The following is a 21,367-nucleotide window of genomic DNA, read 5'->3' as shown; positions in this document are numbered from 1 at the left end:
TAGACCAAGTAATAATGGTCACGATGGCGGAGTACACCTACCTCGTCCTGTCACTGCCCCGCGGCACCACGCGTGATACCGCCCGGCAGATCATGACCGAGCACGCGGAGCGAGGCGGCTGGGAAATCGATCGGTTGCGCCTCTACCCGGACGGCCGCCGCCGTATTCAGCTTCGCCGCAAGGTCATCCGCGCCGTCCGCACGTTCTGACCGTTCCCGGGCCGGAGCGTAGCCCCCCGCTGACCCACCGTCGCCCGGCTTCGCCCGCCCCGGACCGCGCCTCCCGGGACGGGCGAAGGTCTTGTGCGGCCGCTAGCGGCGCCCGCCCATCCGGACCCGCCGCGCCAGCGCCAGCGCCCCGGCCACGACCCCGAGCACCCCGCTCGCGGCCAGCGCCCACAGCGACCCGCCGTCCGACACGACCTCCTCGGCCGCGACGTTCCGCACGGGCCCGATCTCGCCCGTCACCGGGACGACCTCGTGACCCGCGACCGGCGTGGCGGGCACCGCCACACCGCGCAGCGAGTCGACCGCCTGCCGACCGATCGCCTTGCGCACCACGGACCCGTCCGGCAGCGCCCGCGTGTCGAGCACCGAAACCGCCACCGGCGCCCCGTCGTCACCGCGCCGCACCAGCCCGAACGCGGCCTTCCGCTCCCTCACACCACGCGCCTTGGCCAGGTCCCCCAACACCACCGGGCCGCCCACCTTGGGCAGCGCGCCGTTCGTCGAGAGGACGTTGACCATCGGCAGGCTGCCCATGCCGGGCAGTACACCCTGGGCGCGGCGACCATTCGCCACCGGCAAACCCGCCACCTCGGGCCCCGCCTGCGGCAGCGCGTTGTTCCCGAGCACGCCGTCCGCAGCCGGAACACCGCCCCGCACACGCCGACCGTCCAGCGCGGGCAGCACACCCACCGTCTGGACCCCGTCCAGGACATCGCCCGGGACGCTCGAGACGGGGAGATCGCCCTGCCCGCGGCGACCATTGGCCACCGGCATCTCGGGCACGCCACCCGCCTGCGGCAGACCGCCCACCTCGGGCAGCGCGTTGTCCGCGAGCACGCCGTCCGCGGTGGGCACGCCCTGAGCGTGCCGGGCATTCGACGCCGGCACGGTCCTGGGGAGCGGTGCGGCGGTGGTGCCGGGGAGGCCGTTCCCCAGCAGGGCTGGGGTTCCCGCGAGGACGCCGTTCGTGGTGGGAACGTCGGGTGTCCGTGGGACGGACGTGGGGGAGGTGGTGCGGGAGTAGGGGTGGTAGCCGCCGTAGCCGGGGCCGTCCTCGCACAGGGCGGAGGCGATGCCGATGACGGCGGCGGCGTTGCCGCAGGCGTCGGCGGGGGTTTGGACCGGGGCGTTCGCCTGGTTGCCGCTGCCTGCGCCGTGGTCGCCGGACGTCTGCGCGCCGGAGCCGTGGGAGCCCTCGACGAGCGTCTGGCCGTTGCAGCTCGCCGCCGACACGCCCACGACGGCCGCGGCGTCGCCGCAGACCTCGACGGGGATGGAGATCGGCGCGTTCCCCTGGTTGCCGGCGATGATCCCGCCGATCCCGGACGTGTGCTGGTCGCCGCCGGAGCTGCTGCGCGCGTGGGCGCCGCCCTCGCAGAACGACCACGCCTGGCCGGCGAGAGCCGCGGCGTCGCCGCAGGCGGTCACCGGGGCGCTGATCGGGGCATTCGCCTGGTTACCGGCGATGATCCCGAAGGCGCCGTCGGTGAGCTGCCCTCCGGTGCGGTGGCCGCCGTTGCGGACGGACGCGCCGCCCTCGCAGGACGCCGTGCCGTTGACCGCGTTGCCGCAGAGGTCCACGGGGACGCTGATCGGGACGTTGCCCTGGTTTCCGGAGCCGACGCCGAAGATGCCGGACGTTTCCTGCCCGGAACCGGTGATCCCGCCGTTCTTGACGAGGGAGCCGCCCTCGCAGCCGGCCACCGCGTCACCGGCGAGCGCGACGGCGTTGCCGCACACGTTGACCGGGGCGGAGATCGGCGCGTTGACCTGGTTGCCGGCGATGACGCCGCCCGTCCCGTCGGTCAGCTGGCCGCCCTTGCCGGCGTCGTTGACCTTGGCGCCGCCTTCGCAGCCGGCGTCCGCCTGCCCGAGGACGCCGACCGCGTTGCCGCAGACGTGCACCGGCAGGGAGATGGGGGCGTTGACCTGGTTTCCGGACGCGATGCCGTGCGCGCCGGACGTTTCCTGCCCGCTCCCGCCGCGCTTGTGGATCTTGACGCCGCCGTGGGACGTGGCGTGGCCGGTGCCGAGCAGGGCCGCGCCGTTGCCGCTCACGTCGACCGGCGCGGAGATCGGCGCGTCGATCTGGTTGCCGCTCAGGACGCCGGCGTCGCCGTTCGTGACGTCGGCGAAGGCGTTGGACGGGATGGCGGTGACACCGAGAGCGACAAAGCCCGCGGCGAGCACCGCGGCACGAGATGTGCCTTTTGCCCGCGTTCGCATGATGCTCCGTTCGGGGAGGTGGTGGAGACGCACGTGTCCCGTGGGTCTCATGGGGGATGACATGCCGCGCCGGGGGGCACGGCGAGTGACCGGACCGGCGCGCCCGAGCCGCACGGGCACGCGTCCGGAGCCTGTGATCGGGAGCTAGTCCGGCGCGAACGACGGCTCGTCCGCGGCGGTGCGGACGAGCGGAGGAACCGCGCCGAGGACGCGCGCGAGCGACGCGTGCGGCGGGGCCGGAGCCCAGGTGGCGGTGGTCGGGAAGCCTGCCGTCACGCCGTTGGCGGCGAGGCCGCCGCCGTCCGAATGGTCGCCATGCCGCTGAGGTGCGGGCGGCGAGGGATGCCGGACAACGTCGCGCGTCTCATGCCGGACGGTGGCCGACCGCGTCCCGGAAACTTTGGAAAACCGTGCCGGAAAGGCCTTGGAAACGCGCGGGGGGCTGGAGTGGCGGGCCCGCGGAGACTCAGGTGTCGGCGCCGTTTCCTCCGGGCCGGCCGACTTCTCCCGAGACGGCGGCGGCGCCACGTTCTGAGGCACCTTCTCCACCGCGCGCGGCGCTTTGGCCGCCACTGCCTGCACAACACGGTGCACCGGCTGTCGCTGGTGGATGGTCGCGACCGCCTCGCCCAGCACGGGCGTCTGCGCGACGGCCTGTGCGGGAGAAGGCAGCTCATCGGCATGTGCCGACTGCGCCGCGCAGCCGAGGAGCCAGCCCGCGATCAGCAGCCCGGCGAGGACGAGCAGCCGCTGGACGGCCCGCTCGGCGGCAACGCGGCGCAGGACGGAGACCGTCCCGACCCGCACCGCGTCACATGCCACCGAACAACCTCCGTTGCGACCAGAGCGTCCTCAACGAAAGGTAACGGTACCACCACGGAGCGCATTGGGGAGCGCAAATTCAGGAGCGATCGAGGAATTTGTCGAGGACCCTGGCGCCGAAACGCAGCCCGTCCACCGGAACACGCTCGTCCACCCCGTGGAACATTCCGGAAAAGTCCAACTCTGGGGGCAATTTGAGCGGCGCGAAGCCGAAGCAGCGCATTCCCAGCCGGGCGAACGACTTGGCGTCCGTCCCGCCGCTCAGGCAGTACGGCACCGGCAGCGCGCCCGGGTCCTCCGAGGTCAGCGCCGCCTCCATCGCCGCGACGAGAGCCCCCTCGTAGTCCGTCTCCACCGCGTGGTCGTGGTGGACGAAATCGCGCTGGACATCCGGGCCGAGAAGTTCGTCCACAACCGCGAAGAACTCCTCCTCATATCCGGGCAAAAACCGTCCATCCACCTGAGCCGTGGCGCTCTGCGGAATCACATTCGTCTTGTACCCGGCGTCCAGCCGCGTCGGATTGAGCGTGTTGCGGAGCGTCGCCCCGATCATCCGCGCCAGCGGCCCGATCTCCGCAAGGCACTTTTCCGGATGTTCCGGATCAAATTCCACCCCGTACGCCATGCACGCCCGCTCCAGGAAGGCCCGCACCGACTTCGTCAGCCGCACCGGAAACTCGTGCGACCCCAGCCTCTCAACGGCCCCCGCCAGCGCGGTGACCGCATTGTCCGGATGCACCATCGACCCGTGCCCGGCCGTCCCCTTGGCGGTCAGGTTCATCCACGCGATGCCCTTCTCCGCCGTCTCGATCAGGTACATGCGCCGGTCCCCGGGCACCGTCAGGCTGAACCCGCCGACCTCCCCCACGGCCTCGGTGCACCCCTCGAACAGCTCCGGATGCTCCTGCACCAGCCACTGCGCACCCCACTTGCCCCCGGCCTCCTCATCGGCCAGGAACGCGAGCACGACATCTCTCGGCGGCTTGCGCCCCTCCCGCAGCCGCTGCCGCACCACCGCGAGGATCATCGCGTCCATGTCCTTCATGTCCACGGCGCCGCGTCCCCAGACGCACCCGTCCGCGATCTCGCCGCCGAACGGGTCCCGCGTCCAGTCCTCCTTGCGCGCCGGCACGACATCGAGATGGCCGTGCAGCAGCAGCGCGTCCCGTCCCGGATCCTCGCCCTCGATCCGCGCCACGAGACTGGCCCGTCCCGGATGCGACTCGAAGATCCGCGACTCCAGCCCGACCTCGTCGAGCTTCTCCGCGACGTACTCCGCCGCCGCCCGCTCCCCCGGCCCCGAATGGTCGCCGGGGTTGCTGGTGTCGATCCGGATGAGCTCCTGGCAGAGCCGGACGACCTCGTCCTCAGCGGTCGGCTGCCGAACCACAGTGATCACCTCACGTCTCGCGTCCCGTCCCATGGTGCCCCGGCGATCGACTTCGCCGCGACTCGTCTCCTTTGGTACAGTGAAGCCCGCCGCAGCCGCGCTGCGGCCTGCGACCAGGTCCGGGTGGCGGAATAGGCAGACGCGCTAGCTTGAGGTGCTAGTGCCCTTTACGGGGCATGGGGGTTCAAGTCCCCCCTCGGACACGTACCGTTTCCCCAAATTCGGGGCGTTGGACGTTACGACGCGATCCGGGTCGAGGTTAGCCTCGACCCGGATTTCTTGTTTGTCCGGGTGGTAGACGAGCCTGACGCCGAGTGCCTGGTAGACGGCCTGGCGGGCCTCCGGACTCGCGTCCTTGAGCATTCGGACGAGATCACCCAGTGCGGCGATCAGTGCGTCGATCTGCTGAGCAGTCAAGATTTGGTGTCTCTGGGCACCGGCCGTGCGGAGTTCGGCCTGTGCGGCGACGAGCTGGGCCTCGGTCTCGGCCATCCACTGGGTGATCGTCACCGGGTTGGCTCCGGCCTCAAGCGCGGCGCGGTGGCGCGCGAGTTTGGTCTCGCAGTCGGCGATCTGGGCCTTGGCTCGTATTGCGGCGGTGTTGGTCGGCGGCTCCTGAGCGCCTTGGATATCGGCGATCGTCTGCCTGATGCGGTGCGGTGCCAGGACCTTGGCGAGCCAGGGGTCGACGAGCGCGGTGACCTGGTGTTCGCGGACGAAGACGTTGCGCGGGTGCTTGACCCTGTTGGCCAGCGCGTACTCCTCGGGGTAGCGGCACCGGAAGTAGACGTACTCCTTGTAGGTGTGGGCCTGCATCTTGCGGTCGCACAGCCCGCAGTACATGACGCCGCGGAGCGAGTAGGCGCGCTTGGTACGAGCGCGGGCCTTGGTGCCGCCGGTCTGGCAGCGGCGGGCGGCGAGCTTGCCTTCGATGCGGTCGAAGATGTTCTTGTCGATGATGACCGGGTGGACGACCTTGGCGGAGTAGACCCACTGGTCGCGGTCGTTCCAGCGGAGTTTGGTGATGTGGCCGAGGGAGACGTCGTTGACGTCGATGAGAACCTCGTCTTTGCGCTGCCGGTTCCAGACTTGATGGCCCGTGTAGCGCGGGTTCGTCAGGATGGTCTTCACCGCGCTCTTGGCCCAGGCCAGTCCCTCCCGGTGCTGGTTGCGCGCCCGGTCGTGAGCCGACGGGCAGGGGATGCCGTCGCGCGTCAATCCTTCGGCGATGGCGAACAGTCCCTTCTCGGGTGAGCCATCGAGGCCGAGGTACTCGCAGTAGATGCGCTGGACGACCGGTGCCGCATCGGGGTCGATGTCCAGCTTGAACAGGCGCTTACCGTCGGCCGCCTTCCCTGGGTGTGGGTGCGGCCCACCGTCCACGAGTCTGTAGCCGTAAGGAGGACGGCCGCCGAGGTAGCGGCCTTCGGTGGCGGCGATGGCGGCCATGCTGCTGCGGACTCGAGTCCGGACGCGGTTGCGCTCCCCCTTGGACAGGCCTCCGAACATGGACATGATCATGTCGTGGGCTTCGTTGGCGGGGTCGATAGCCCCGCCGATCTCCGGAACCCACAACGGGACGCCGTAGTGGTCGAACAAGGGGAAGGTCAGACCGTACTGCCCTCCGTAGAAGGCGCGGTGTGGCTCCCCGATGACGACCGCGTCAAAGCCCCGGTTCGGGTTCTTCAGCGCATCCAGCAGCCGACTGGCCTCCGGACGGCGTACCCAGGGGATCGAGCGAGAGCGATCGACGTCGAAGTACTCGACGACGATGCGCCCGCCGTTGCTCTCGATCAACGTCTCCGCGCGCCGGAGCTGCCATGCCTTGGATGCGGTCGGGTCCTGCTTGTCCTCGGTGGACACCCGCCCGTAGAAGGCGAACCGCAGGGGCATCGGCGCCCCGGAACGTTGCTGGATCATCGGCCGGTCTCCTCGTCGCTGTGATCGGCGGTGCGGCGAGCACTGACTTCGAGCATGAGACTCAGAAGCGCGCGAGCCGCGTAGGGCGTGAGGCGTGGCGGCTCGGCCGGTGCGACGAGTCGCAACCGGCCAGGCTCCGCGCTTGCCGCTTCCCCGTTGTCCGGCTGGGTGCCGGATGACGGACGGTCCGCCCCGGTGGCGGGCCGGGGGTCATCAACGCTCGACTCGGCGGCCGAGTTCAAGTCCGAACTTGGCGGACGGCGATGGACGCGACGGGACGAGTGACGAGGCGATCTCCTTCGTGTTGCCGGCGAGCGATCACCTGTACGTGAAGGCGTGCGCGGGTGACTGGTCGTGGAATCGGGCTGGTTCGTGGTCATGCGCCGGGCCGCCTGGATCGGCAGGCGCCCGTTCCCCCTCTCACCTATAAAGCACCGCCGAGACCCCTGTTTTTGGCCGCCTCGACCCGTCAAGAATTGATCAAGGTTCGCGGACTTCACACGAAAGAACCACAGGCCTTCCAACCTCCTCCTTTACGGACATAGAACTCATAGTCCGACAGAAGAAAACTCCCCCTTAAAAACATCGCGAAGACGACTGTTGGCCGCGTCCAATCTGCGCCCCAGAGCGGTCCAGTTACTTAGCGAAGGGCCGATAGGCGGCCGACGACCTGCACGCGGCTTCATCCGGGAAGGCAAGCTAACGCGCGCACACCAGCAAGGACAACAAAGGCGCACGCACATCAAGGCCAAGGAGGGTCAAAACCAACGCACGGTAGCCATAATTCAGCCAGCGTGACCTTGGACATTTTATTCGATCAAGTCTCAGTAATTTCTCTCGACCTCGGGGCGAATTTCGCGCTCCACACCGGTGCTTTATGGGTGCGAGAATCCACGACTCCCTCGCGGCACTGTCCACATCGGCTGCATTTCTGGAGGAGATCCATCTGAACGTGCCCGACGCACCCGAACAGCACCAGCCCGCCAACTCGCTCGTCCAGTGGCTGGAAGACCACGTCCACCTGCTCCCCGAGTTGCCCACGCTGCTGCTCGGCCTGCTCGCCCGGCACGGCCCGGAGATCATCGGCGTAGTCCTCGCCGTCTGGGTCACCGTCACCAGCGCCCGCGTTGCGGTCACCCGGTGGCGCAACCGGTACCACTCGCGCACCACACGGCTGGTCGAGATCGCGGTGCCCCCGAACGTTGAGGCCGACAGCGCCGCGGCATGGTGGAAGCATCAGGCCGGGCAACTCGGCCCCAAATGGAAGCGCTGGGTCTTCGGGCAACCGCATCTGGTGTTCGAGTACGTGGCCGACGAGCACGGCATCCGCTTCCAGGTGTGGGTGCCGGGCACCATCGCGGCGGACGTGATCGAGAAGTCCGTTCAGGCGGCCTGGCCGGGTGCCACCATCACCACCCGGCCCACCACACCACCAATCCCGATTGAGGCCCAGGCTGCCGGAGGGCGACTGACGCTGGGCAACAAGGAAGACCTTCCGCTCGCCATCGACCACAAGGCCGACCCGCTACGGCCGCTGCTCGGCGCGATGGCGGGACTCCCGAAAGGTGACTACGCGGCCGTGCAGATCCTGGCCCGCCCCTGCACCGGCCGCCGCGCCGGGCGGGCCATCCGGACCGTCGCCCAACTTCGAGGTGGCCGTTCCAGAAGCGTGCAGGGCGCGTTCTTCGACTTCATCACGCCCGGCGCCGACCTCAACCACGGCCATCTCACCTCCAGCGAGATCGCTCAGTTGTATCCCGAGCGTGCCCAGCAGGTGAAGGCAATCCTGGCCAAGGCGAGCAAGCCGCGGTTCGAGGTGGAGATCAGGTACGCCAAAGGCACCACCCGGAACGGGGTCCGGCTCGACAAGGCAGGCACCACCGCAGGGCTCCTCGCCGAGCTGAACGCTCAGCGCAAGGTGCGCGGCATGCTCCACAACGGCGCAAACGAGATCTACAGGTCCTTCGCTCTGTTCGCCTCCGGGTACCAGCACCTGGAGACCCGGCGCCTGCTGGCAACGGGCCGGCGGATGGCGAGTCGCCATCTCGGGCGGGGCTACCTGCTGAACGTGGACGAGTTGGCCGCGCTCGCCCATCTCCCGTACGACCTGGACGCGCCGGGGGTCATCCGTGCCGGAGCCCGTTCGTCATTCCCTTCTCCGGCCGTGCCCTCCGCCCGCATGCCCGGCCAAGCAGTGCGGATCCTTGGAGACAGCGACGCAGGGACGCCGCGCCCGGTCGCTGTCACCGTCGCGGACGCCCGCCAACACATGCACGTCCTTGGCCAAACCGGCACCGGCAAGTCGACCTTCCTGGCCGGTCAGATTCTCGCCGACGCCCATGCCGGACGCGGCGCGCTCGTCATCGACCCGAAAGGAGACCTGATCGCCGACCTGCTGGAACGGCTGCCCGAGCGTGCCATCGGCAAGACGGTGGTTTTCGACCCCGACCAGCCTGGGCGGCCCCCTTGTGTCAACGTTCTCGCAGGGCATGATCGAGACTTCGCGGTCGAGGCCATCGTGACGACCTTCCGGCGCTGCTTCGCCGCCCACTGGGGACCGCGCATGGACGATCTGCTCCGCTCGGCCTGCCTGACCTTGGCCAAGGTGTACGGGCCGCACGCCAGTCTCGCCGATGTTCCGACCCTGCTCACCGATCCGGCCTACCGCGCCCGCACCGTCGCCAGACTCGGTCACGATGCCCTCCTACAGGGATTCTGGAGCGACTACAACGAACTCTCACCCGGCGGACGCGCCGCTCTGATCGGTCCGATCATGAACAAGCTCCGGGCCGTCCTCATGCGTCCCTTCGTCCGTGACGCACTGTCGGGCTCGGCCTCCACCGTCGACCTGGGCGAGATCCTCAACAGCGGAGGGCTAATCCTCGCTCGCGCCGCCAAGGGAATGCTCGGCGAGGACGCCTCGCGCCTACTGGGGTCGCTGCTGCTGGCGCACACCTGGCAGGCCATCACACCCCGCGCCCACCTGCCCGAACACGCTCGCCGCGACGCCGTCGCCTATATCGACGAGGCGCACAACTTCCTCAACCTGCCGGGCTCCGTCTCGGACATCCTCGCCGAGGCCCGCGCCTACCGGCTCTCGTTGGTGATCGCACACCAGCACCTGTCGCAGCTTCCCCGCGACCTGCGCGACGCCGTGTCCGCCGACGCACGCAACAAGATGTACTTCGCGATCTCACCCGAAGACGCCCGCGCCCTGGTCGAACACACCGGGCCCACGGTCGCCCAACACGACCTGTGCCACCTGGGCAAGTACCAGGCCGCCGCCCGCACCATGCACAACGACGCACCGATGGCAGCGTTCACACTGCGGACCCGTCCCTTGCCCCCGCCCATTCCGGGCCGTGCCGAGGCCGTCAGGCAAGCCTCGCGGGAGGCGTACACACCCGCCGACAACGGCGCCATGGCGCCCACGGCCCGACCACGGGCACTCGTCGAACCGTCCCTTGACGCCTTCGATGCTCCCGACGACGTGAGCCTGAACGCGCCCGAGGCGAACCATGACCGGGAGGTCGAGGAGTGACCAAGCCGACAAAGCCCGCCCATCGGCTCCGCGAGCGCGAGCCTCACCCGCCGCGCGTGACGGCCGCACTGATCGCCGACCTGGCGCACCGGCTCACTACCCGGGACCGTGCTCTCCTCGGGCTGCTCTGGGAACACCGCGTCCTGACCAGCGACCAGATCACCGCCCTGTTCTTCCGGACGTCCGAACGCACCCACCAGCGGCTTCGCCAACTCCACGAGTTGCACACGCTGTCGTCGTTCCGGCCGTGGATCCCGAACGGGACGGCCGCCAAACACTGGGTTCTCGGTCCCGCAGGCGCCCACGTGCTGGCCGTAGAGCAGGGCGTCAGTCTGCGGGAGCTGGGCTACCGGCATGAGACCGTCATGGGCATCGCCGTCTCACCACGGCTCGGCCACCAAGTCGGCGTCAACGACTTCTTCGTTCGCCTCCGCGCCTACGCCCGCAACCGAGACGCCGGTACGCGCCTGGTCCAGTGGCTCCCGGAACGCCGATGCATCTCACAATGGGGCGACCACGCCCGCCCGGACGCCTTCGGCCGATGGAGCGAACCTCGAAGGCACTGCTCGCCGGCCGAGGTCGCCTTCTTCCTCGAACACGACACGGGTACCGAACGCCTCGCCCGCGTCGCCGCCAAACTCAACGGCTACACCGCGCTCGCCCGCGAGACGGGATCGACCACGCCCGTCCTGTTCTGGCTGCCCAGCGCCGCCCGTGAGGCGAACCTGCGCAGGCTCCTCGGCGTCCCGGGAGTCCCGGTCGCCACCGCCGTCCACACGCCCACCACCTCGGGTGAAGGCCCCGCCGGGGCCGTCTGGCTACCTGCCGGGATCACCGGTCCCCGTCAACGCCTGGCCACGCTGGCCGACGCGTGGGAATTCACCATGTGACCGCCACCGCCCGTCCGTAGCGGCCCGGACGTGGGGCGGCCACCACCGCCCCATGGTCGCCCCTACGCGCCGCATCACGGCCGCCCGGTCCCATGTGCCACCACGCCGCCGTCCGGCCCGCCAACGGTCACCACGGCGGCGCGCGCCGCCGTGGTGGGCACCGCACCACCGGACGACGAGACACCCATAGGAGCAAGACAACGGTGGCGTTCACCCGTGACCGGGGGAACGCCACCGTCGCCTACCCCCCGCCAGGCGCAACCGCCCGGCGGGCACGTCAGGCGGTCACGTCACCGGACTCGCCCCCGCCGTCGGCCACGGGGGCGGCGGACCGGTAGCGGACCGGCTTCTCCGACGTCATGACCGCCTCACCGCGCTCGGCCATAGTGGCCAGGGCGTTGGCGACCGCCCCGGACGACCGCTCCAGTACCCGTCCGATCTCACCGGGCGTGAAGTCGGTGTCCGGGTGGGCGGACAGGTGGGCGATCACCTCGGGGCGCAGGGGGCGCGGCGTCGCCCGGTGCCCTCCGTTCCGGTTGCCGTTGCCGCTACCGGCGGGCATCCCCGTGCTGCGGACGGTGGTCTTGGTGGCGCGGCGAACCTCGGCGGTGGCCGCGTACACCCGGTCCAGTCCGGCGGTCATGGCGTCGTCGTCCTCAGCGGCCACCGCCGCGTAGGCGGTCGTGGCCGCCGTGATCAGGTCCGACAGGGCCCGCCGGGTGGCCTCGGCCGTCTGACGCCGCGCCAGTTCGGCCACCGCTTGCGCCCGCCGGGCCTCCTCGTCGGCGATCGCCTTCTGCAGGTCGGCCTCAGCGACCGCCCGTCGGTCGGCCTCGTCCTGCATGATCTTCATCGCCGCTGCGATCGTGTCAGCCGACACACCCGCCGTGGCCTCGGCGGCGGTGCCGTCCGACGAGGCGACGGGGACCGGCGCCCAAGTGTCGGTGTTGGCGCCCTTCGCGCCGGGCGTCCGCGTGACGTGACCCGCCGCCACGAGTGCCGTGAGGGCGTCCTTCACCACCGCCCGCGTCAGACCGGTCGCGGTGGCCAGGACGGGGACGGTCACACCGGGGGTAGCGGCCACCGCGCCGAACACGGCCGCACCGTCCCCGCTGACGTCCGTAGGGACGGCAGGGGTAGTCGGGGCGGTCGGGGCGGTGACAGGGGCCGTAGCGGGAACCTGGGCGTCGGTCGCGGTGGCGTTGACGGTGATGGTGTTCGCTGCCATTTCATGGCTCCTTTTCGATGACGCCCGGCAACATTCCCGCTACCGGGTTTCCGTGGCGTGCTTTTCTGTTGCAACACCACCGTCACTCGATATAGCGCCGACCTCAAGACGACCGGCCAACAAATTACGTCACCAAAACGGCTGGAGAGGCTTGCCTAACATTCACAACCGGCGAAATATTTACCGATCGGGCACGACGAATGACTTGACTGAAACCCCTCGGCGACGCCGTTCGGCTGCCTAAAAGGGGGTCACCTTCAGCGTCCGGGCCGTGTTCGACGGGTGAGTCTGGACGGGTCATTCCGGGCAGACTCACGTAGCGCAACCTCAGTGGTAGCCATCGCGCCGCGCTCGGTGCACGAGAGGGGTCGGCCTTCAACTGGCCGGCACGTGGAGACTCCGGCACGCGAAATAGGTAGGCCAAGGGTCAGCCTCAAACCGCAGCCACCCACCACCACACGCGCGCAACTACTACTGGTCGTCTGTAGGGACGAGTCGGGAGCGCTTCACACTGCACGGAAGCGACCCAACCTGCACTTACGCCTAAGCTCGGGGCTTCTCTTCATAACGTGAAGGTCCAGGAGAAGGGGCAAATGAAGGTCCAGCAGAAGGGGCCAGAAGCTCTCTGCCGTTGACGATCTTGCCACCCAGATAGAACGGCGGCCCGTCTCTGCCCGAAGCCGGGCAGAGACGGAGCCGCCTCACGCGAGCTGACTATCCTTGGCGCGAGGGTCCAGCCTGATAGCTGCAGGCTGGACCCTCCCTATGACACCAGGTGGACCGATGCCTGCGGGTCGGCCTCCAGCTTGCGGTTGAGGTCGATGTCGACCCAGACGGTGTGTCCGAGGGTGCTGCTGCCGTGCATGCCGAACATGAGCGCGAGCTCGTACAGCATCCGAAGTCCCCGGCCTCCCTCGCTGTAGGAGCCGCCGTACCCCTCCGGCAGAACGGTCGGGATTCCGTGGCCTCCCATGTCGGTGACGGCGACGTAGACCGGGTTCTCGCAGACGATCTCGAGCCCGAACCAGCCGTCACCGCCCTCCCCGGAGCGCGTGTGCCGGACCGCGTTCGCGGCCAGTTCGCCGACGGCCAGCGCGACGATGTCCACGCAGGGCATGCCCACGAACAGAGCCTCGGCGAACGCCCTTGCCGCCCGGACCTGATCGGCACGTCCCGCGTACACCCGACGCCAGCGCATCCTTCCCGACGACCACAGCCATTCGTCGGCCGTCGAGCCGACCAGTTTCGTGTTTTCCATCTCGTTTTCCTCCTTTGTTCGCCGTCCGCCGCCGAGGATCGGCGCGCATGTCACGGACGGCCGGACAGCAATTGACGCTCGCCTCGGCAGCCAAGGTCAAGTCCGGATTCTTCTTCCAAAAACTACGCCGGTTCGGTGTCGCAAAAATCCCCATGGGTTTCGTCCGGCCTGCACAAAACTCCCCGCGAGGACGCCGGCGCCATTAGGCTCCTTCGCACGCACTCGTCACGACCGGGGGGACTGTGGAAGCTCAGGAGATCGAGGTCAAGTACCGCGTGATCGAGCAGGACGCGCTGCTTCACGCCTTGACCGATCAGGGAGTCTCGCTGTGCACGCCAATCCTCCAAGAGGATCAGGCGTACGCACCGACGTGGTGGGACTACGGCAAGCCCAAGACCGGTGTCCCGTTCGGACGTCTCCGGACCGTGCAGGGCCAGCACCTGTTCACTGTGAAGACCCCGCAGGACAACGAGATGGCTTGCCTGGAGGCCGAGACGATCGTGGCCGACGCCGAGCAGATGCACGACGCGCTACTGCAGATGGGGTTCCGTCCAACGGTCCGGATCGTTAAGGAGCGTCGGACTGGGCGGGCGGGGCGGTGGTCGTTGTGCGTGGACCAGGTCGAGGGCATAGGACCGTTCCTGGAGATCGAAGCAGTGACGACCGCCGACGAGTCGGGCCTGGCCATTCAGGCACAGCTGGACGCATGGGCGAACAACCTGGGGGTCAAGCTGGAGAGGGTGACCGACACCTACGACTCGCTCGTCCGGCTTGCACAGCATCACAGCGCTTGAACCAGCTCAGAACAGCGCGCCGCTGGTGGCCGGGTCAGCTGTGGGCAACAAGTTGGGGACGACGTCCAGGGTCACGGTGAGCGCCGCATGGTCGGTGAGCTTGCTGTCACGGGTCTCGTGAAGGTACCGGCAGTCGGTGACCCTGTCGGCGAGGGCCGGCCCGGCGTGGAAGTAGTCGTAGCGGTAGCCGTCGCCGGTCCTGCCGATCCAGGAGTGCGCCTGTTCGCCGGGGTACAGGCTCGCGTACGTGTCGACATAGCCGGTCGCCTCCAGCGTCTCCAGGAGCCCGTACTCGAACGGCAGGAAGCCGCGGTGCCTGGGCTCATGGTCACGGCCGATGACGTTGTAGTCACCTCCTATGAGGGCATTGGCCGCCAACTCCTGCGGCAAGGACGCCAGGGCCGTCTGGAAGGAGGTGATGAATTGCTGCTTGCGGGTGGTCTTGCTCTGGCTTCGGTCCCGGCTGGGCACGTAGACGGCGACGGCGAAGACCCGTGGCTCGCAGTCCAGGAGGCAGGCGGCGGTCCGTCCGGGAACTGTGACACCGTCGAGCTTCGCCGACGACTCCTCCAGAACTTTGACGCAGCTGACGATGGCCGCGCCCCGCTCGCCTTCGTCCGGGGTCCTGATGACGGTGTGTCCGGCCTCGCGGAAACGTTCGAGCAGGTAGGCCGTACCGGGCCCCGCGCTGGTCTCGGTGAGCAGCAGCACCTGTTCGGGGCGAGCGGCCAGCCAGTCCAGCATGGCTTCGGCACGTGGACGGGCCGCCGCGCCGAGGTTGACGGTCAGGACCGAGAGCACGACGAGGGGTTCCTTTCCCAGAGGTTCAACAGTTCGATGCGGCCGAGCATGGCCTTCACTACTTCATCGGGCGCCAGGCCACGGCAGTCGATACGCGCCTGCCGCCAGCGTCGCCGTCCCAGAAACGCGTACGCCTTGCGGTAGAGCGCCAACTCACGGCTGGGCGAGCCGGCCTGCTCAAGCCTGCTGAGAACCTGGCGCTCCTTCAAGCGGGCGGCGATGACCGCGGGATCCTCCTCAAGGTAGAGGGTGAGGAACGGGTGTGGCACGAAGGCGTTGTAACGCCAGATCTCCGCCAGAGGCAGCCCGTCTAGGCGTTGCAGAACCAGCGAGGAGGGCAGGTAGCGGTCGCTGATGACGACTTTTCCGGCGGCCAGCGCGGGTTCGATCTCGTCTGCCACATGGGCGGCGCGGTCGGCCGCGACCGCAAGTGCCAGAGCCCGGCCCGACAGTTCCGCCTCGGTCTGCCGGATCAGGGCTCCCAGGCGGGAGCAACTCGGCTCGGTGGTCAGGTGAACCGAGTGTCCGCGCATGGCCAGCCGCGTGGCCAGCAGACGCGCGCTGGTCGACTTTCCGACCCCGTTGGGCCCCTCGATCGCTATGAAGATTCCGGTCACGTCGGCCGCCGTCCTATCTGCAGCAGCGGCTTGCCGTCAGTCTGCGGGCACTGCTCGACGTCTACCTCGCCGATGCGTTGCCCGCGCGAGACCACCGCAGCCGGACAGCCCTTTCCGCACGTGCCGTTCAGCGTGCACGAACGGCAAGTGTCGTTGTGTCCCATCGCGAGGCGCCCGGCCAGGTCGTAGCCGTCCAGTGCCTCGGTGACGTCGTCCACCAGGATGTTTCCGACCAGGAACTCGGTGTCGGCGTACTTGGACTGCGGCGTTCGGGCGGCGAAGACCAGGTAGGGACAGACCGCAGTGGCACCGTCGGCGAAGACGTAGATCAGCTTTCCGGCGTCACAGCCAGCGAGGGGTTTGTCCTCGTTGGGGAAGCGGATGTGGACCAGTTCCACGCCCTGTCCATCGAAGCGCCTGGTAGCCGCCTCGATGGCGCGCATCGTTTCGTCGGGGGCGGCCAGCCGACCCTGCGACTTGACCCCGCGTCCGAACGATGACAGCGGGTTCATCAGCACGTACTTGGCCCCGATCTCGACCGCGAACGCGCACAGGTCAGCGAACTCTTCCGGGTCGGTGAGCACGTTCGGAGTCGACAGCAGCCCTTGCAGCAGGCCGGCCGCAGCGAGCTTGCGGGTGGTCTCCACCGTCACCTCGAAGGAGGCGACATTGCCGCGGAACTTGCCGTGCGAGGTGGGCCGGAAGCCGTCGAGGCTGACGTTGACGTGTACATCGCCCAGGGCGACCAGCTCCGCGATCTGCTCGTCGGTGACGCGGGTGGCGTTGGTGCAGACACCCACCGGCAAGCCCGTCTCGATGACCGCCCGGCAGATCGGCAGCAGCTCGGGGTGGACGAACGGTTCCCCACCGGTCAGCGTGATGCGCTCGACCCGCGCGGCTCGCAGCCGGGGCAGCACCTTGCCGGTGAAGTCGGCCAGCGAGATGTCACCGCCCACCGCCGTCGAGGACACGAAGCAGTGCGCGCAGTGCAGGTTGCAGCGTTCGGTGATCTGCACGAGCGCCTTGCGCTCCCCCTCGCCCACCGACGTCCGGAAGTAGCAGGAGCTGGCATGGGTGTCGAGAATTAAGGACCGTCTCACTCTGGGGCCTCCTGCCCGTCCAAGGTGCTGAAACATCTCCGAGCCCGGCCGTCTCGGATGGCCGCCGGGCCCGCCCAACCAGGCCGTCCAGATCTCACACGTCTTTCCGCTGATCAGCGGAAGAACTGCAGGCGGGAAGACTCCGTGTTCCGTCCTCTGCCTCAGCCAGGTCAGTGCGAAGCTGCTCGACCTTCCCGCGGGCTACCGCCAACGTCTCTTCGACCGTGCCTCTGAAAAACCGCCCGGTCAGCGCTTCACGGATCGCTTCCTCGACCAGCGCTCCGCAGACTTCGAGCGGCACGCACCCGCCAGGCTTCACCGCCATGGCCGGCCCAGCGCCCGCAGGATCTCCTCGGACAGTTGCTCCGGGCCGCCCGCCTCGATCAGCCTGCCGACTCCCGGCATGTACGCCCACCAACGCCGCGTATACGACCCCCACCAACACTGCACCCAGGGAAATCGTTCGCGCAGCCCCTGGGCAGCACGCTGCATCGAAACAGTCGAGTGGGCGGGTGATCTGTCGCCGTAGTTGGGGAGCGAAAGTCCGTAATGCCCGTCCGCCACTCTTAGGGCCCGTTCGTCATCTTTCATCGGGAACGGCTCCTAAAGGTGGCGGTCAGTGATCGAAGCGCCGATAACGCAGTGCGTTCGCTCGGCTACCTGATCGTCACGTTCGGCAGACAATCGGGGAAGGCGCTACCACTACCCCGACTAGGAACGAGAGCCCGCCCATTCCAAACAGGACTCTCCGCCGCTCAGAGGCGATGCGTAGCCTAGATTCCATGAACGAGCCGCTCGGTTTCTGGTCGACTCCGGCCGTGAGTCAGGCCCTCGCCACCTGCGACGTGCCGACCCTGATGGACGAGATCCGGAAGGCGAGAGGCTGGAGCCAGACCGACCTCGCTGACGCGGTCGGCTACACACAGAGCTGGGCATCCAAGGTGCTCCGCGGGGAGACCTCGCTCACGCTCGCTCAGGTCCGCATCATCATCCGCCGACTCGGCATCCCCCCAGAACTCCTCCGGTTCGGCGATCACCAGATAGACGAGGAAGATCCCACGAATCGCAGGCAATTCGGCAAGCTCGCCGCCTTGGCCCTCTTGCCGTCACCCCGTACCGCGCTCACCACCGGTGAGAACACGGCCGCCGACCTGACGGCCATCACCGGCTCGCAGCGCCGGTTGGACGCGTCCTTCTGCTCCCGCGACCTCATCGATGGCGTCCGCTCGCACCTGGAGCTGGCCGTCCGAGCCCACCGCTCCGCAGGCCCACACGCCCCCGTCGTCGCCGCCGCCGTCAGCGAAGCCGCCGGTTTCGCGGCCTGGCTGTCGATGGACATGCTCGACCTCGGCAGCGCCCGTACCTACTACCGCCAGGCGATCACCGCGGCGAAGCTCGCCAAGAACGACGTGCTCGCCGTCTACATGACCGGGAGCCTCGCCGCCTTCGAGATCGACGCCGCCGACGACCCGCTACTCGGCCTCGCCATGATCGCCAAAGCCCGCGAGACATTGCCACTCTCCGCCGGAAGCACACCCACCGCCTGGCTGGCCTCCCTCGAAGCGCTCGCGCACGCCTCCAACCCCCACCCGGACGAGCACGCCACAACTCAGGCACTCAGGACCGCCGAGCACGCCATCGCCCGCACCGACGGCCCACCGCCCTGGCCTTGGGTCTACCCCTTCGACCTGGCCAAGCTCGCACGCATCCGAGCCTCCGTCGCTGTCCGCCTAGGCCAACCCTCCGAAGCAGCCCGCGCATTCGCCGAGTCGCTTCCGACCGCCCAACCGGCACCCAAACAGGCCGCGCTGACCACCCTGGAAGTAGCGACCGCAGCCTGCCAACGCGGGGAAACCGACGAGGCGTTCACCCTCGCCCTCGACGCCCTCAACACCGGCATCACCTACAGCTCCGAACGCATCATCAGACAAGCCCGCCAGTTCCGCTACAGCAACGCCCCCACGACCACGCCCACCGTCGCCCGCTTCGACGACCGCCTCAGATCAACCCTGCTCTAGGAGAACCCGTTGCGCATCGCCATCTCCGGCCACCGCTCGCTACCACCCCCGACCGAAGCCCTGGTAGCCGAAGCGCTCGACGAGGCCCTCTCCCCGATCACCGCAGACCTCACTGGCCTGACCTGCCTCGCCGACGGCGCCGACACCTTGTTCGCCCGAGCCGTCCTCGCCCACGGCGGCCAGATCGAGGTCATCGTCCCCGCAGAGCAGTACCTCGCCGGCCTACCCGAAGAGCACCACACCGAGTACCGCAAACTCCTCGCCCAAGCCACCCAGGTACACCGCATGGCCTTCACCGAATCCACCAGCGAAGCCCACATGGCCGCCAGCCAACACATGCTGACCCTCGCCGACGAACTCTGGGCCGTCTGGGACGGCCAACCCGCACGCGGCTACGGCGGCACGGCCGACGTAGTCCAAGCCGCCCAAGCCCTCCAGAAGCACATCGGCGTCATCTGGCCCACTGGCGCAACAAGAGGCTGACCTCGCGCTTCGACAGCCATGATAGATCAGCAGATTAGCGATCGTATCCGGTCTCGCCCAATCTACACTTGCTCCCGGGACGAGCGGTGCACGAGCACCGTTTCTGGCACACTATGAAGGTGTATAGGGCTGGTTCAGATTGTTCACCGTTGACTGACGGCGCCGACGCGGGCAGTGCGGACGCCAGAGTTGCGGCGTCCGCAGAGTCCTTGGGCGCTGACCTGCACACGATCGTCGCTGAGCTGGTCCGGTGGTGTACCCAGCAGAAGGCAGAACCTCTTCCTGAGCACGCGGTACCTGGAACCACAGATCGGCAGCGGGCGCTACTAGCAGCTTTGGGCGGAGTCGCAGGAGGACTGGCTGATCGTAGCGCTAGCGCTGCCAACCGTGGCCGGATGAGCATTTTCCCCCTAGAAGTGGACAGGTGGTGCTCCAGCATTGCCCGCCCGCCAGATAGGCTCTTGTCTCAACTCTGTCAGGTGCTTGAAGGCGATATCGATCCACTTGCATTGACTTATGAGAGAATTGTTGCAGGGCCAAACCGGCGACGCCTGGGAACATTCTTCACGCCGCCTTCCGTTTTGACTTATATGCGTCAGATCGTTCACGGACGCTTGCCCAAAAAGCCAGCGACCGTCGCTGACCCTGGAGCAGGGGTGGGCGCTTTTACCTCTGCTTCCCTACGATGGTGGCCACGAGCCGAAGTTCATGCCGTAGATGTCAACCTGGTCACGTTGGGACTTTTGGCGACCCGCTCCAATTTCGCAATCAAAAGTGCAAGGCGCAGCACCACCGGTCGACTGCAAGTCCGCCAGGACGATTTCTTGCAGTGGCTGAATACGGACTGGAATGACTTGCGCGGGCCACGCCTCATCTTCGGAAACCCACCCTTTACGCGCCATCAGCAACTGACTCGAACTCAAAAGGTAGCAGCACAGACGAGCGGAGGAAGACTGGCGCCAGGAAAACGCGCAGGTCTGTCTACCGACTTTCTCGCCGCTAGCTTGAATCGGCTTGACTCCGAGGATTCCTTGTGTCTTCTATTGCCTGCCAACTGGCTCGAGGCCGATTATGCACGGACTGTACGCGAGTATCTATGGACGCTAACTAAACGGCTTGTCGAACTCCATCTCTTCCCGGACGACATGCAGGTGTTTCCGGGTACACAGGTCGCGGCTATGGTCATCTTCGTCGGACCAGAAAAGAATCGTCGACAGCCGTTGATTCTACATCGAATCTCCGGAAGCACGAGAATAGGCTTCTCCTCCTCAGAGCAAGAGAAGGTGATCCGCCAAGGGACAACACCGCCGACCTTCCAACCACCAGATTTGCGGCAGCCTATGAGGCGCAATCGGTCCACTCTCTCCACAACGGAAGCCCTGGCGCGGGTCGCGATCATTCGTCGAGGTGTCGCAACTGGAGCGAATACTTTCTTCCTGAAGACAAATCGCGAAGTGGAACCACTGCCTTCTCATTGCTATGTGCGAGCGATCAGCCGTTTGCGTGAGGTCCCAGGCGATGCTCTCAGTTTAGAAGTGCACCAGCAGATAGCCAAGGCTGACCTCCGATGCTGGCTGTTGCAGATAACCGAAAGCGATGCCCAGGATCCAGAGGTAAGTCGTGTCATTGCCGAAGGCGTAAGGCAAGGTATTCACGAACGATATCTCTGCAAGGTTCGCAATCCTTGGTACGCGGTAGAGCAAATTCCTCCACCCGATCTATTGATCGGCCCCATGGGTAAGCAGCAATTCCGGGTCGTAACTAATGGGGCCGGTGCCATCCCGACCAACACTTTGTATGGGCTGCGAATGCGCCAAGGTGTACCGAGCAGCGTCGGCCAGCGGCTTGGGGAGTGGCTAGCAGGCGAGGCTGGGCAGCAGTCAATGCGTGCAATCGCACGTCGCCACGGGGACGGGCTACTGAAGCTAGTGCCGTAGCAGGCAACGTTCGCCCTGTTGTGATGTGACACGCCGTCTTGAGGCTGTGCCCGGCGCCGTGTGGCCGTCACCCTGTCCGGGTGGCAGAACGAGTACGTGTACGCGAGATCGACGA

At 67.7% G+C, this 21,367-nt stretch carries 15 protein-coding genes, 1 tRNA gene and 1 pseudogene; 8 read left to right on the top strand and 9 right to left on the bottom strand.

Going from position 1 to position 21,367, the window contains the following annotated elements:
- Nucleotides 1-23: 23 nt before the first annotated feature.
- Nucleotides 24-209, top strand: coding sequence for a DUF5703 family protein (locus HUX53_RS30520; RefSeq protein WP_176406678.1), 186 nt, complete (start codon nt 24-26; stop codon nt 207-209).
- A gap of 102 nt (nt 210-311) precedes the next feature.
- On the opposite strand, the gene HUX53_RS30515 is transcribed toward HUX53_RS30520, so the two are convergent.
- From HUX53_RS30515 to HUX53_RS30505, 3 genes are all read right to left on the bottom strand, one after another.
- The gene (locus HUX53_RS30515) at nt 312-2,417 is read right to left on the bottom strand and encodes a chaplin family protein (RefSeq protein ID WP_176406677.1); all 2,106 of its coding nucleotides are present in this window, start codon (nt 2,415-2,417) and stop codon (nt 312-314) included.
- A 180-nt stretch (nt 2,418-2,597) separates the two neighbouring features.
- A complete protein-coding gene (locus HUX53_RS30510; protein WP_176406676.1) occupies nt 2,598-3,275 on the bottom strand; it encodes a hypothetical protein in 678 nt (225 codons plus the stop codon).
- 79 nt (nt 3,276-3,354) lie between these two features.
- Complete coding sequence (locus tag HUX53_RS30505; protein WP_176406675.1) at nt 3,355-4,698, bottom strand: M20/M25/M40 family metallo-hydrolase; 1,344 nt, start codon at nt 4,696-4,698, stop codon at nt 3,355-3,357.
- An 84-nt stretch (nt 4,699-4,782) separates the two neighbouring features.
- On the opposite strand from HUX53_RS30505, the gene HUX53_RS30500 reads away from it, so the two are divergent.
- Nucleotides 4,783-4,868, top strand: a tRNA-Leu gene (locus HUX53_RS30500).
- Between the two features lie 547 nt (nt 4,869-5,415).
- Here HUX53_RS30500 and HUX53_RS43180 read toward each other — a convergent pair.
- Nucleotides 5,416-6,558 (bottom strand): annotated as a pseudogene (locus HUX53_RS43180) (recombinase family protein); the annotation flags it as partial.
- Between the two features lie 979 nt (nt 6,559-7,537).
- Here HUX53_RS43180 and HUX53_RS42720 point away from each other — a divergent pair.
- Together HUX53_RS42720 and HUX53_RS30485 are read left to right on the top strand one after the other, a co-directional pair.
- A complete protein-coding gene (locus tag HUX53_RS42720; protein ID WP_176406674.1) occupies nt 7,538-10,126 on the top strand; it encodes a type IV secretion system DNA-binding domain-containing protein in 2,589 nt (862 codons plus the stop codon).
- A complete protein-coding gene (locus HUX53_RS30485) occupies nt 10,123-11,016 on the top strand; it encodes a replication-relaxation family protein (RefSeq protein ID WP_176406673.1) in 894 nt (297 codons plus the stop codon). Before HUX53_RS42720 ends, HUX53_RS30485 begins: the two co-directional genes overlap by 4 nt.
- A 277-nt stretch (nt 11,017-11,293) precedes the next feature.
- On the opposite strand, the gene HUX53_RS30480 is transcribed toward HUX53_RS30485, so the two are convergent.
- The gene (locus tag HUX53_RS30480; protein ID WP_176406672.1) at nt 11,294-12,244 is read right to left on the bottom strand and encodes a MarR family transcriptional regulator; all 951 of its coding nucleotides are present in this window, start codon (nt 12,242-12,244) and stop codon (nt 11,294-11,296) included.
- Nucleotides 12,245-13,007: 763 nt separating this feature from the next.
- Nucleotides 13,008-13,502, bottom strand: coding sequence for an ATP-binding protein (locus HUX53_RS30475; RefSeq protein ID WP_176406671.1), 495 nt, complete (start codon nt 13,500-13,502; stop codon nt 13,008-13,010).
- A 242-nt stretch (nt 13,503-13,744) separates the two neighbouring features.
- Here HUX53_RS30475 and HUX53_RS30470 point away from each other — a divergent pair, with 242 nt between their 5' ends.
- Nucleotides 13,745-14,296, top strand: a complete 552-nt coding sequence (locus HUX53_RS30470) for a class IV adenylate cyclase (RefSeq protein ID WP_176406670.1) — start codon at nt 13,745-13,747, stop codon at nt 14,294-14,296.
- A gap of 6 nt (nt 14,297-14,302) precedes the next feature.
- Here HUX53_RS30470 and HUX53_RS30465 read toward each other — a convergent pair whose 3' ends face one another.
- Genes HUX53_RS30465 through HUX53_RS30455 form a run of 3 tightly spaced genes read right to left on the bottom strand, consistent with a single transcriptional unit; the run spans nt 14,303 to nt 16,757 of the window.
- Nucleotides 14,303-15,097 (bottom strand): hypothetical protein, encoded by a 795-nt coding sequence (locus tag HUX53_RS30465; protein WP_176406669.1) that lies wholly within the window; start codon nt 15,095-15,097, stop codon nt 14,303-14,305.
- Entirely contained in the window at nt 15,082-15,714 is a 633-nt protein-coding gene (gene tmk, locus HUX53_RS30460) for a dTMP kinase (protein WP_176406668.1), read from the bottom strand. The genes HUX53_RS30465 and tmk overlap by 16 nt, the downstream gene beginning before the upstream one ends.
- Entirely contained in the window at nt 15,711-16,757 is a 1,047-nt protein-coding gene (locus HUX53_RS30455; protein ID WP_217920110.1) for a radical SAM protein, read from the bottom strand. Before HUX53_RS30455 ends, tmk begins: the two co-directional genes overlap by 4 nt.
- Nucleotides 16,758-17,596: 839 nt before the next feature.
- Here HUX53_RS30455 and HUX53_RS30450 point away from each other — a divergent pair.
- The 3 genes from HUX53_RS30450 to HUX53_RS30440 all read left to right on the top strand — a co-directional run bounded on the left by HUX53_RS30450 (nt 17,597) and on the right by HUX53_RS30440 (nt 21,252).
- Entirely contained in the window at nt 17,597-18,832 is a 1,236-nt protein-coding gene (locus tag HUX53_RS30450) for a helix-turn-helix domain-containing protein (protein WP_176406667.1), read from the top strand.
- Nucleotides 18,833-18,841: 9 nt separating this feature from the next.
- Nucleotides 18,842-19,315: a hypothetical protein gene (locus HUX53_RS30445; protein WP_176406666.1), complete on the top strand. Its 474-nt coding sequence runs from the start codon at nt 18,842-18,844 to the stop codon at nt 19,313-19,315.
- A gap of 479 nt (nt 19,316-19,794) precedes the next feature.
- Complete coding sequence (locus tag HUX53_RS30440; RefSeq protein WP_176406665.1) at nt 19,795-21,252, top strand: N-6 DNA methylase; 1,458 nt, start codon at nt 19,795-19,797, stop codon at nt 21,250-21,252.
- The last annotated feature ends 115 nt before the right edge of the window (nt 21,253-21,367 follow it).

This window comes from Actinomadura sp. BRA 177 (genome assembly GCF_013372625.1).
Lineage (GTDB): Bacteria > Actinomycetota > Actinomycetes > Streptosporangiales > Streptosporangiaceae > Spirillospora.
This window is presented reverse-complemented; position numbering and strand designations above follow the sequence as displayed.

Excerpts from the sequence above, each read along its gene's own strand:
- HUX53_RS30520 (WP_176406678.1), top strand. The coding sequence starts at position 24 with ATGGCGGAGTACACCTACCTCGTCCTGTCACTGCCCCGCGGCACCACG.
- HUX53_RS30505 (WP_176406675.1), bottom strand. The coding sequence starts at position 4,698 with ATGGGACGGGACGCGAGACGTGAGGTGATCACTGTGGTTCGGCAGCCG.
- HUX53_RS30480 (WP_176406672.1), bottom strand. The coding sequence starts at position 12,244 with ATGGCAGCGAACACCATCACCGTCAACGCCACCGCGACCGACGCCCAG.
- HUX53_RS30475 (WP_176406671.1), bottom strand. The coding sequence starts at position 13,502 with ATGGAAAACACGAAACTGGTCGGCTCGACGGCCGACGAATGGCTGTGG.
- HUX53_RS30450 (WP_176406667.1), top strand. The coding sequence starts at position 17,597 with ATGAACGAGCCGCTCGGTTTCTGGTCGACTCCGGCCGTGAGTCAGGCC.